An 11,882-nucleotide genomic window follows, 5' to 3' on the forward strand; every position below is an offset into this window, starting at 1 on the left:
TCAGTCCTCCCCGGCCAAGGCGTCGGCCTTGGCCGCGCAGATGAAGTCGTTCTCGCTCAGGCCGCCCACGTCGTGCGTCGAGAAGCGGACGACGCAGCGGTCGTAATGCACGCCCAGGTCCGGATGGTGATCCTCGCGGTGCGCGATGTAGGCGAGCGCGTTCACGAAGGCCATCGTCCGGTGGTAGTCCTCGAACTGGAATGTCCGCACCAGGGCGTGCCCGTTCTCCGCGAGCTCCCATCCGGCGATCTCCGGCAGGAGTTCGCGGATGCGAGCCTCCGTCAGCCGGTGTTCGCTTCCCTTGCGGGGCGTGCAGTGGGCCTGGGCGAGGGGAACGAGGTCGGTCACGGCGGCGGCTCCATCGTCGGCGGTCCGGGGGAAAGGTGAATCAACCACATCGGCCGTAGTCGCCGGGTCGTGGTCGCGCCGGCCCACGCGGTCCGCGGCGCGTGGCGGATCGCTAGAATAGCCGCATGATCCAGATTTCCGAATCCGCGCAGGCGCACTTCCGGCGCCTCATCGAGCGCGAATCGTTGCCGGGCCTCGGCGTCCGGCTGGCCGCGACGCACCCCGGCACGCCACGGGCCGACGTGCGCCTCGAATTCGCGGAGCCGGGCGACCTGCAGGGCGACGAATGGGCCGTGGACTGCGAGGGCTTCACGCTGTGGCTGGATGCCGCCAGCGTCGGCTACCTCGACGGCGCCGAGATCGACTACGCGCAGCAGGCGACCGGTGGCCAGTTGCAGATCCGCGCCCCCGGCATCAAGGGCCGGGCGCCCGCGGAGGGCGCGTCGCTGGTGGAGCGGGTGCGCTGGGTGGTCGAGCAGGAGATCAACCCCCAGCTCGCGCAGCACCGGGGACACGTCACCCTGGAGGAAGTCACCGCGGATGGCGTGGTGGTGCTCCGCTTCGGCGGCGGCTGCCACGGCTGCGGCATGGCCGACGTCACGCTCAAGCAGGGGATCGAGACGACCCTGCGCGAGAAGGTCCCGGGCGTGACCGCGGTCCGCGACGCGACCGACCACGCGACCGGCGACGCGCCCTACATCCCGCGCGACGCGGGCTGACAGGAACCCGGCGCGCGTGTTCTCCGCCGCCGACCTGATCGACGTCCTGCGTACGCGCCGCACGCTGCGCTCGATCCGGCCGGAAACCCCGGGCCAACTGCCCGAAGGCTGGCGGCGGTGGCTGGAAGCGATGCCGGTGCGTCGCAAGGCGGTGACGGGTGCGAGCGCGGACACCTTCGTCGATGCCTTTCTGGGCCGCGCACTGCGGACGCCGCCGCCCGTGCCGGCGATGCCCGGGCGCCTGCAGGCGTTCTCGTCGCTCTGGAACCAGGGCTGGTCGCCCCCGTCGCGGGACGAACGCGGCCTGCGGGTGTCCGGCATGGCGGCGAGCGTCACCTTGCACGTCCTGCTCTCCGCCGCCCTGGTCTGGCTGATGGATGCGCGCTTCCTCCTCCTGCCACCGGTCGCGGAGGAGACCGATGCGCAGGTCGTCGAGGTGGAATTCATCGGGCGGGGGACGCCGGCCGACACCGGTGGCGCGCAGGCGGCCGCAGGACCCGAGGCGCCGGCCGCAGCGCCGCTGCCCGCACCGGCCCCCAGCGATCCCGTCGCGCCGCCCGCGCCGGACCTGGCCGAGGCCGCGCCGCCGGTAGCGGTCCTTCGTCCGGCGCCGCGCGAGGCCCCCGCGATGGCCGTGGCGGTCCCCGACATCCAGGTCCAGGCGCCCCGGATCCCGGAACGCCCGGTGCCGCCACCGACGCCGGCGCAGCCGCTCGCGGTCGGGGAACAGCCAAGTCCGGACGACGTGTTCCTGCTTCCGCCGCCGACCCCCGCCGTGACCGTCACGCCCGCCGTCGCACCGCCGTTGCTGGTCGCGGATGCACCGGTCATTCCGGTGCGCGACGTGCCCGAACCGGTGACCGCGCCCCCCGTTCCCACGCTCTCGACGAACCCCACCACCGTGGCGGTGCTGCCGACGATCGTGCCCGAACCGCGCGTGCGTCCCGTCGATGCGCCGGTCGCGGTCATGACACCCGATTTCGCCCGCGCGACCCGGCCGGCGACCGCCGTCGCCAGCCCGGAGATCTCGACGCGCGTGCCCGACGTGCGTGCGCGCGACGTTCCCGCGCCGACGCGTCCCGATGCGGTCGCGACAGGGGAAGAAGCGCCGATCGCCACGGAAGCAGGCGATGCGACGAGCGCGGAGGCCGACGTGGCGCCGGCGCAAGCGGCCGCGCCCGCGGATGCGCGCGACGGCGCCGAAACGGCACCCGCGACGCCGGCGGGGCGGGACGAGGGCGCGACCGCCGCGACGCATGCCCCGGGCCGTGGTCCCGATCCCACGGAACCGCCGGGCGCGTGGGAATCGGCCACGCGCGACGACGACTGGGGCGACGCCGTGCGTGACCGCCCTGGCGGCAGGGCGGGCCGCGACGGCCTGTTCGACGACTCGGGCCGCCCGCGCCTGGCGGACACCGGTCCCGCGCCGGGCGAGGGCCGCCCGCCGGGCTCGGTGGAGGAGACCGTGTCGGACTTCGACCGCGCCGGCGAATGGATGCAGCGGCCCGCGTTCCCCTACGAGCCGACGCGCTTCGACCGGTTCTGGATCCCCGGCGGCACGCTGCTCGAGGAATGGGTCCGCCGCGGCGTGCGCGAACTCACCGTGCGCATCCCGGGGACGTCCAAGCGCCTGAAGTGCGTGGTGTCGGTCCTGCAGCTCGGTGGCGGGTGCTGGGTCGCCGACCCGAACCTCAACGAACAGCCGTCGAGCGGGCGCCCGGCGCCGGAGGTCCCGTTCCGTCCGGACCTGTTCGAGGACCCGTCCGTGCTCGAGCCCGCGCCGCCCGGCGGCTGAGGTTCACTGCAAAGGAAGAAGCCCGCGCGAGGCGGGCTTCCGGTGTGCCGCGGGACGGGACCGATCAGTCCTCGTGGACGCCTTCGAGCGTCGCGAGCTGCGAGGGGCGCGACGCGAACCAGGCCGCCAGGTCGGCGATCTGCTGGTCGTCGAGGCCCTTGGCCTGGCTGGCCATCAGCGCGTTCTCGCGGTGCCCGGCGCGGTAGGCCTGAAGCGCGTGCGCGATGTAGTCGGCGTACTGGCCACCCAGCTTCGGGTACGTGTCGTCGATCGGCGCGTTGCCTTCGGCGCCGTGGCAGTCGATGCACGACTGGCCGGTGGCCGCGCCCTTGGCGTTGGCGAGTTCGCCGCCGGCCTCGATCCGCCCGGCGGGCAGGCCCGCGGAGGACGACTGCACGGGGGCGTCATGGGCCTCGCCTTCAGGCGCCTCGCCACCGCCGCAGGCGGCGAGCGTGGCCATCATGGCGGCAACGAGCAGGGAACGGCGGGTGCGGATCTGCGTCATGGGGCGGCTCACGGCTTGAGGCTCGACAGGAAGGCGGCGATGTCGGCGATGTCCTGCTCGGAGAAGCTCTGGGCCTGCGCCTGCATGGTCGGGTGCTGGCGGCTGCCTTCCTTGTACTCGGTGAGCGCGTTCGCCAGGTAGGCGGCGGACTGGCCGCCGATCTTCGGCACGTGGAAATTCGGGTAGGCGTTCTTGTAGCCCTCGATGCCGTGGCAGCCCTGGCAGGTGTAGGTCAGCATCCGGCCGCGTGCCGCGTCGCCGGCGGTCGGCGTGGTCGCGGTCGGCGCGGGCGCATCGCTGGCTTCACTGGTGGTCGCCTGCATGCCGGACGCATCGTCCTCGGCGGGCGTGCTGGCGGGATCCTGCGCGAACGCGGCGAAGCCCGCGGCGGCGAGGGCGAGGGCGGCGGCGATCGGCAGCGTCCGCATCATCGAAGGTGTCCGCATTGAAGTCCTGGCCTGGAGTCGATCTTCGGGTGCGCGGCGCATCGGCCGCGAGCAAGTGCGCGAGTATAGCGGCGACCCCTCGCGCCGCGAAGCCTGCGCCCCGCGCGGACGCGATGCGCGATGCGGCAGCCTGCATCGCGATGGCCGTCCTGCAGGACAACGCGCGTCCTCTTTCGTGCGACGCAACGGCGCGATGGACCGCCGGGCCGCGATCCATCTTCGGTCACCATGACCTTCGGCGGTGGCCGGATCCGGATTGGGTGATATACCTGCATACAACACCAAATCAACCCGCCCCCATGCCTGCCCAGACCGACGCGCACCGCACGCCGACCGCTCCCGCCGCCCGCCGACCGGACGCCCGGCGCGTCGTCCGATGGCTCCCGTTGCTCCTGCTGGTGCTCGCCGCGGGTTGCCAGCGCGGCGGCCCCGAAGAAGCGGGCAAGGGGGAAGGGAAGGACGAGAAGAAGGAGCAGCCCGTCGCCGTGGAGGTCGCCGTGGCGGAACAGCGCCCGATCTCCGCGTCCTATTCGGGGACCGCGCCGCTCGAGGCGCCCGCGGAATCACAGGTGGTGGCCAAGACCTCGGGCGTCGCGCTGGCGGTGATGGTCGCGGAAGGCGACGCGGTCCGCGCCGGCCAGGCGCTGCTGCGGCTGGACGCCGACCGCGCGCGCCTGCAGGCCGCGCAGGCCGCGGCGCAGGTGGCGAAGCTGCAGAACCAGTTCGCGCGCGCGCAGAAGCTGGTCGCCGAGCAGCTGATCGCCGCGTCGGACTACGACCAGATCCGCTACGACCTGGAGAACGCGCGCGCCGCGCACCGGCTCGCCGTGCTCGAGGTGTCCTATGCCGAGGTGAAGGCGCCGATCAGCGGCGTGGTGGCCTCGGTCACGCCGAAGCCCGGCAATTTCGTGCAGATCAACACGCCCGTCGTGCGCATCGTCGATACCTCGCGCCTGGAGGCGACGCTCAACGTGCCCGAACGGGAGCTGGCCACGATGCGCGCCGGACTGCCGGTCGAACTGCGCGTCGACGCGCTCCCCGGAAGGACGTTCGAGGGCGTGGTCGACCGCGTCGCGCCGGTGGTCGACGCGGGCAGCGGCACGTTCCGGGTCATCGCCGCGTTCGCCAACGGTGGGCTGCTGCAGCCGGGCATGTTCGGGCGCATCGCGATCGACTACGACCAGCGCGCCGACGCGCTCGCCGTGCCGCGCGCCGCGCTGCTCGACGTGGACGACGGCAACGCGGTGTTCGCCGTCCGCGAAGGCAAGGCGGCGCGCACCGAGGTGCAGGTCGGCCATGTCGACGGGGAGTGGGTCGAAGTGCGCGACGGCCTGGCCGCGGGCGACCGCGTGGTGGTGGCCGGCAAGAGCGCGTTGCGCGACGGCGCCGCGGTGTCGGTGATCGGCGACGAGCCGGCAGACGACCCCGCCGGCGCGCAGGCCGCCAACCAGGCGGCGACCGCCGCCACCGGCAACTGAGTCCGGCGCCATGGGGACGCAACCGCCTGCAACCGGGAGTGCATACGACTCCCACGCGCCGCGCCGCTTCGACCTGGTCGAATTCAGCACCCGCCGCCGGGTCACGGTGGCGATGGTCACGATCAGCTTCCTGCTGTTCGGCCTGATCGCGCTCGGCAACCTCAAGGTCAACCTGCTGCCGGACCTGAGCTATCCCACGCTCACGGTGCGCACCGAGTACACCGGCGCGGCGCCGTCCGAGATCGAGACCCTGATCACCGAGCCGGTCGAGGAGGCCGTCGGCGTGGTGAAGGGGCTGCGCAAGCTCAAGTCGGTGTCCCGGACCGGGCAGAGCGACGTGGTGCTCGAGTTCGCCTGGGGCACGGACATGGACCAGGCGGGCCTCGAGGTCCGCGACAACATGGAGGCCCTGTTCCTGCCGCAGGAGGCGGAGGCGCCGGTCCTGCTGCGCTTCAACCCGTCGACCGAGCCGATCCTCCGGCTCGCGCTTTCGATCGAGGACGGGAACGGGAACGAAGCGGGCCTGGCGATGCTGCGCCGCTACGCCGAGGAGGACCTGACCAAGCGGCTCGAGCCCGTCGAGGGCGTGGCCGCGGTCAAGGCCGCCGGCGGCCTGGAGGACGAGATCCAGGTGCTGATCGACCAGCAGAAGCTGGCCCAGCTCAACCTGCCCATCGAGACGGTGGTCCAGCGGCTGCAGCAGGAGAACATCAACATCTCCAGCGGCCGGCTGGAGGAAGGCTCGCAGCGCTACCTCGTCCGCACGGTGAACCAGTTCGCCAGCGTCGAGGAGATCCGCGACATGCTGGTCAGCACGCGGGCCGCAGGCAACGCGGAGGCCCAGGAGGCCGCCGCGCAGATGGCGCGCGTGGCCGCGGCGACGGGATCCGCGGACGCCATGGCCGCCGCCGCCTCGGTGCAGAGCACCTCCGACGGCAACGGCGCGGTCGTCGCCGGCGGCAAGGCCGTGCGTCTCGGCGATGTCGCCACCGTGACGCGCGGCCACAAGGAACGCGAGGCGATCATCCGCCTGGACGGGCGCGAGGCGGTGGAGATCGCGATCTACAAGGAAGGCGATGCCAACACCGTCGCCACCGCGGACGCCGTCCACGCGCGGCTCGAGCAGATCCGCGAGCAGGTGCCGGACGGCATCGAACTGGCCGTGATCGAGGACCAGTCCACCTTCATCCGCAAGGCCATCGCGGACGTGAAGCTCGACGCGGTGATCGGCGGCCTGCTGGCGATCCTGATCATCTTCCTGTTCCTGCGCGACGGCTGGAGCACCTTCGTCATCTCGCTGTCGCTGCCGGTCTCGATCGTCACGACCTTCTTCTTCATGGACCAGCTCGACCTGAGCCTCAACGTGATGTCGCTGGGCGGCCTGGCGCTGGCGACGGGCCTGGTGGTCGACGATTCCATCGTGGTGCTCGAATCGATCGCCAAGGCGCGCGAGCGCGGTCTCGGCATCCTGCAGGCGGCGATCACCGGGACGCGCGAGGTCGGCATGGCCGTCGTGGCCTCGACGCTGACGACCATCGCGGTGTTCCTGCCCCTGGTGTTCGTCGAGGGCGTGGCGGGCGAACTGTTCCGGGACCAGGCCCTGACGGTGGCGATCGCGATCGCGATCTCGCTGGCGGTGTCGATGACGCTGATCCCCATGCTCAGCGCGCTGAAGGGCCGGCCGCCCATGGCGTTCCCCGAGGAACCGCCGCACCCGCGCTGGGAGCCGTCCTCGCGCCTGCAGAAGCCGCTGGCGGCGACCGGGCGCGGACTGGGCGCGGGCATGCGCGGCGTGTTCTTCGGCATCGCCTGGGCGGTGATCCGGGCCTGGCGGGTGCTCGGGCGGCTCGTGTCGCCGGTGATGCGGCGCGCCAGCATCCTCGCGATGGCGCCCTATGACCGCGCGGAGCGGGGCTACCTGCGCCTGCTGCCGGCGGCGCTCGGCCGCCCGGCGCTCGTGCTCGGCGCTGCGGCGCTCGCCTTCGTCCTGGCGCTGCTTGCAGTACCGATGCTGGGTTCGGACCTGATCCCGCAGCTCGCACAGGACCGGTTCGAAATGACCGCCAAGCTGCCGCCCGGGACGCCGCTGCGCGACACCGACGCGATGGTGCGCGACGTGCAGCAGCGGCATGCCGGCGACGACGGCCTCGAGTCGCTATATGGCGTCAGCGGCACCGGCACGCGCCTGGACGCCAGCCCGACCGAAAGCGGCGAGAACATCGGCCGGATCACGGTCGTGATGGAAGGCGCGGGCAGCGAGGCCGTCGAGGCCGCGACGATGGAGCGGATGCGCGAGACGATGCGCGACTACCCGGGCGCGCAGGTCGACTTCAGCCGGCCGGAGCTCTTCAGCTTCTCCACGCCGCTGGAGATCGAGCTTCGCGGCGAGGACCTCGGCACGATCGAGCGCGCCGGCCGGCAGATGGCGGCGATGCTCCGCGCGAACCCGCACTACGCTGACGTCAAGTCGACCGTGGAGCAGGGCTTCCCGGAGATCCAGATCCGCTTCGACCAGGAGCGCGCCGCGGCGCTTGGCCTGACCACCCGCCAGGTCGCCGACGCCGTGGTGGCGAAGGTGCGCGGCGAGGTGGCGACCCGCTACAGCTTCCGCGACCGCAAGATCGACGTGCTGGTGCGGGCCCGCGAGTCGGACCGCGCCTCGATCGCGGACGTTCGCAACCTGATCGTCAACCCGAACGGCGGCGCGCCGGTACGACTGTCGTCCGTGGCCGACGTCGTGTCCACCACCGGCCCGAGCGAGATCCACCGCGCCGACCAGGTGCGCGTCGCGATCGTCTCGGCGAACCTGCGCGGCATCGACCTGGGCAGCGCGGTCGAGGAGGTCCAGGGCATGGTCGCCGACCAGCCGCTCGAGGCCGGCATCGGCCTGACCATCGGCGGGCAGGGCCAGGAACTGGCGGAGTCGCTGCGCTCGCTGCTGTTCGCGTTCGGCCTGGCCGTGTTCCTCGTCTACCTGGTGATGGCGTCGCAGTTCGAGTCGCTGCTGCACCCGTTCGTCATCCTGTTCACCATCCCGCTGGCGCTGGTCGGCGCGGTGCTGGCGCTGCTGGTCACCGGCAACTCGATCTCGGTGGTGGTGTTCATCGGCCTGATCCTGATGGTCGGCCTGGTGACCAAGAACGCGATCATCCTGATCGACAAGGTCAACCAGTTGCGCGAGGCGGGCGTGCCGAAGCGCGACGCCCTGGTCGAGGGCGCGCGCTCGCGCCTGCGGCCGATCGCCATGACCACGCTGTGCACGCTGTTCGGCTTCCTGCCGCTCGCGCTGGCGTTCGGCGAGGGCGCGGAAGTGCGATCCCCGATGGCGATCACGGTGATCGGTGGCCTGCTGGTGTCGACGCTGCTGACGCTGGTGGTGATCCCGGTCGTCTATGACCTGCTCGATCGTCGCGCCGACGCGCACTACCTCGGCCGTGCCGAACGTGCACGGATCGTGTCGCAGGCGGGCGAGCGCGGCGAAGGCGAGGGTGCGCCCGCATGAGCGTCGCCGAGCTCAGCCTGAGGCGCCCGGTCACCACGATCATGCTGTTCGTGTCGCTGTTCGTGGTCGGGCTGATCGCGGCGTTCCGCCTGCCGCTGGAGGCGATCCCGTCGATCTCCTTCCCGGCGGTCTTCGTGCAGATCCCCTACGAGGGCTCGACGCCGGAGGAAGTGGAACGGACGGTGCTGCGGCCCGCCGAGGAGGCGCTCTCGACGATGAGCGGCCTGGAGCGGATGGAGAGCCGCGCGGGCGCCGACGGCGCGTTCGTGGGCATCTTCTACTCGGACTGGGACACGGACGTGCAGATCGCCGCCTCCGAGGCGCGCGAGCGCATCGACGCCATCCGCGACGAGCTCCCGGACGACCTGCAGCGGATCTTCGTCGGCAACTGGTCGAGCGACGACGAGGCCATCCTGCGGGTGCGCCTGGCCGGCAAGACCGACCTGACCGGCGCGTATGAAATGCTCGAGCGCGAGTTCAAGCGCCCGATCGAGCGCGTGCCGGGCGTGGCCCGGCTCGAGATCGTCGGCGCGCCGCCGAACGAGGTCGAGATCGCGATCGACCCCGAGCGCCTGGGCGCGCATGGCCTCAATCTCAACGAACTCGGGCAGCGGCTCCAGTCCTCCAACTTCTCGCTCTCGGCCGGACAGGTCGAGGACGACGGCCGCCGGCTGCGCGTGCAGCCGGTCGGCGAGATCCGCGACCTGTCGCAGTACCGCGACATGGTCCTGGACGATCGCGGCCTGCGGCTCGGCGACATCGCCGACGTCCGGCTCAAGCCCCAGCGCATGAACTACGGCCGCCGCCTGGACGGCCAGCCGGCGATCGGACTTGAGATCTTCAAGGAACGCAACGCGAACCTCGTCGAGGTGTCCGGGGCGGTGCTCGCCGAGATCGAGCGCATCCGCCGGCAACCGGCGATGGGCGACATCCAGGTCAAGGTCATCGACAACCTGGGCGAGGACGTCACCAGCTCCCTGCTGGAACTGGGCGAGGCCGGCGGCGTCGGCCTGGTGCTCTCGATCGCGGTGCTGTTCTTCTTCCTGCGCCACTGGCCGTCGACGCTGATGGTCACGCTGGCGATCCCGATCTGCTTCGTCATGACCCTGGGCTTCATGTACTTCGCCGGGGTCACGCTCAACGTGCTGTCGCTGATGGGCCTGCTGCTGGCGGTCGGCATGCTGGTCGACAACGCCGTGGTCGTGGTGGAGAGCATCTACCAGGAGCGCGAGAAGATGCCCGGCCAGCCGATGCACGCGTCGATCGTCGGCACGCGCAACGTGGCGATCGCGCTGTCCGCGGGCACGCTGTGCCACTGCATCGTGTTCGTGCCGAACCTGTTCGGCGAGACCAACGACATCAGCATCTTCATGTCGCAGATCGCGATCACGATCTCCGTGTCGCTGCTCGCGTCGTGGCTCGTCGCGGTGAGCCTGATCCCGATGCTGTCGGCGCGGCTGAAGACGCCGCCGGCAGTCAACCGGGAGGACAGCGCGATCCACCGCCTCCAGGACCGCTACGCGCGCTTCCTGCGCTGGACGCTCGAGCACCGGGGCTGGAGCGTCCTGGGCATCGTGCTGATCATCGCGATCAGCGTGGTGCCGATGACGCGCACCAAGTTCGAGATGTTCGGCGGCGACAGCGAGCCGGGCAAGGCGCAGGTCTTCTACCAGTGGAACGGCAGCTACACGAAGGAGGAGATCTCCGCCGAGGTGCTGCGCGTGGAACAGTTCCTCGATGCCAACCGGGAGCGCTGGCACATCCGCCAGATCTACTCCTGGTACAGCGAGGAGGGCTGGGCCGGCACCGAGGTGGAGTTCGAGGACGCGCACGCCTCCCGCAGCCAGGCGCTCGGCGAGGAGATCGGCAAGGCCCTGCCGAAGTCGGCGCGCGCCACCGTCGGCATCGGCCAGCGCGACCGCGGCGGCGAGGGGCAGGGCGCGGAGGTGATGCTGGTGGGCGACTCCACCGAGGTGCTCGCCACGCTCGCCGAGGACATCGTGCCCATCCTCGAGGCGCGCACCGAACTCGACGACGTGCGGGTGGACATCGGCGACGCCAGCAACGAGCTGGCGGTCCGGGTCGACCGGGACCGCGCCGCGGCGTTCGGCTTCAGCGCGGAGCAGGTCTCCCGGTTCGTCTCGCTCGCGTTGCGCGGACAGCAGCTGCGCGACTTCAAGCGCGGGCAGAACGAGGTGCCGGTGTGGGTCCGCTTCAAGGACGCCGAATCGTTCGGCGTGGCCGACATCGCCGGGTTCATGGTGCGTTCGCCGGACGGCCGCACCGTGCCGCTGATGGCGATGGTCGACGTCGGCACGGCGCCGGCCGCCAACGAGATCCAGCGGACCGACCGCCAGACCACGCTGCGGATCCGCGCGAACCTCGCCGGCGAGACGACGATGCCCGAGGCCCGGGAGGTCATGGAGGGGACGCTGGAGCAGGTCGCATTCCCGCCGGGCTACGGCTACAGCTTCGAGGGGGGCGGGTTCCAGCGCGACCAGGACGCGCAGAACCAGATGCTGTTCAACCTGGTCATCGCGATCGTGATGATCTACGTGGTCATGGCCGCCGTGTTCGAATCGCTGCTGTTCCCGGCGGCGATCATGAGCTGCGTGCTGTTCTCGGTGTTCGGCGTGTTCTGGCTGTTCTGGATCACCGGTACCACCTTCTCGGTGATGGCCTTCATCGGCATCCTGGTGCTGATGGGCGTGGTGGTGAACAACGGCATCGTGATGATCGAGCACATCAACAACCTGCGACGGCGCGGCCTGGACCGGACCGACGCGCTGGTCGAGGGCAGCCGCGAACGCCTGCGGCCGATCCTGATGACGATGGGCACGGCGATCCTGGCGATGGTGCCGATCGCGCTCAGCGACACGCAGGTCCTGGGCGGGATCACGTACTTCCCGATGGCCCGCGCGGTGGCGGGCGGGCTGGCGTTCTCGACGGTGGTCAGCCTGCTGTTCCTGCCGACGATCTACGCGATCCTCGATGACATGCGGCACGGGACATCGCGCCTGCTGCGGCGCGCCCGGGCGCCGCGTGGCGGCGGGGCGGGCGCCGCGTCGGTCACGGCGCTGGCCGAGTAG

At 71.5% G+C, this 11,882-nt stretch carries 8 protein-coding genes; 5 read left to right on the forward strand and 3 right to left on the reverse strand.

The genetic code is table 11. The features are described 5' to 3' along the window. Positions 1-348 (reverse strand): 4a-hydroxytetrahydrobiopterin dehydratase, encoded by a 348-nt coding sequence (locus ACYU7H_RS08545; protein WP_460813853.1) that lies wholly within the window; start codon positions 346-348, stop codon positions 1-3. Between the two features lie 125 nt (positions 349-473). Between ACYU7H_RS08545 and ACYU7H_RS08550 the strand changes: the two genes are divergently transcribed. Together ACYU7H_RS08550 and ACYU7H_RS08555 are read left to right on the forward strand one after the other, a co-directional pair. Continuing rightward, on the forward strand, positions 474-1,067 hold the full coding sequence (locus ACYU7H_RS08550) for an NfuA family Fe-S biogenesis protein (RefSeq protein ID WP_460813855.1): 594 nt from the start codon (positions 474-476) through the stop codon (positions 1,065-1,067). Between the two features lie 16 nt (positions 1,068-1,083). Next, entirely contained in the window at positions 1,084-2,862 is a 1,779-nt protein-coding gene (locus ACYU7H_RS08555) for a hypothetical protein (protein ID WP_460813856.1), read from the forward strand. A gap of 64 nt (positions 2,863-2,926) precedes the next feature. On the opposite strand, the gene ACYU7H_RS08560 is transcribed toward ACYU7H_RS08555, so the two are convergent. Beyond that, the gene (locus ACYU7H_RS08560; protein WP_460813858.1) at positions 2,927-3,367 is read right to left on the reverse strand and encodes a c-type cytochrome; all 441 of its coding nucleotides are present in this window, start codon (positions 3,365-3,367) and stop codon (positions 2,927-2,929) included. An 8-nt stretch (positions 3,368-3,375) separates the two neighbouring features. After that, positions 3,376-3,795 carry a c-type cytochrome gene (locus ACYU7H_RS08565; RefSeq protein ID WP_460813860.1) on the reverse strand — a complete coding sequence of 140 codons (420 nt, stop codon included), beginning with the start codon at positions 3,793-3,795 and terminating at the stop codon, positions 3,376-3,378. A 317-nt stretch (positions 3,796-4,112) separates the two neighbouring features. Here ACYU7H_RS08565 and ACYU7H_RS08570 point away from each other — a divergent pair, with 317 nt between their 5' ends. Genes ACYU7H_RS08570 through ACYU7H_RS08580 form a run of 3 tightly spaced genes read left to right on the forward strand, consistent with a single transcriptional unit; the run spans position 4,113 to position 11,882 of the window. Next, on the forward strand, positions 4,113-5,291 hold the full coding sequence (locus ACYU7H_RS08570) for an efflux RND transporter periplasmic adaptor subunit (RefSeq protein WP_460813862.1): 1,179 nt from the start codon (positions 4,113-4,115) through the stop codon (positions 5,289-5,291). 10 nt (positions 5,292-5,301) lie between these two features. Continuing rightward, on the forward strand, positions 5,302-8,793 hold the full coding sequence (locus ACYU7H_RS08575; protein ID WP_460813863.1) for an efflux RND transporter permease subunit: 3,492 nt from the start codon (positions 5,302-5,304) through the stop codon (positions 8,791-8,793). Continuing rightward, positions 8,790-11,882, forward strand: coding sequence for an efflux RND transporter permease subunit (locus ACYU7H_RS08580; protein WP_460813865.1), 3,093 nt, complete (start codon positions 8,790-8,792; stop codon positions 11,880-11,882). The genes ACYU7H_RS08575 and ACYU7H_RS08580 overlap by 4 nt, the downstream gene beginning before the upstream one ends.

The organism is Luteimonas pelagia, from assembly GCF_054776035.1.

Coding starts and splice junctions, on each gene's coding strand:
- ACYU7H_RS08550 (WP_460813855.1), top strand. CDS start 474: ATGATCCAGATTTCCGAATCCGCGCAGGCGCACTTCCGGCGCCTCATC.
- ACYU7H_RS08560 (WP_460813858.1), bottom strand. CDS start 3,367: ATGACGCAGATCCGCACCCGCCGTTCCCTGCTCGTTGCCGCCATGATG.
- ACYU7H_RS08565 (WP_460813860.1), bottom strand. CDS start 3,795: ATGCGGACGCTGCCGATCGCCGCCGCCCTCGCCCTCGCCGCCGCGGGC.
- ACYU7H_RS08570 (WP_460813862.1), top strand. CDS start 4,113: ATGCCTGCCCAGACCGACGCGCACCGCACGCCGACCGCTCCCGCCGCC.
- ACYU7H_RS08575 (WP_460813863.1), top strand. CDS start 5,302: ATGGGGACGCAACCGCCTGCAACCGGGAGTGCATACGACTCCCACGCG.
- ACYU7H_RS08580 (WP_460813865.1), top strand. CDS start 8,790: ATGAGCGTCGCCGAGCTCAGCCTGAGGCGCCCGGTCACCACGATCATG.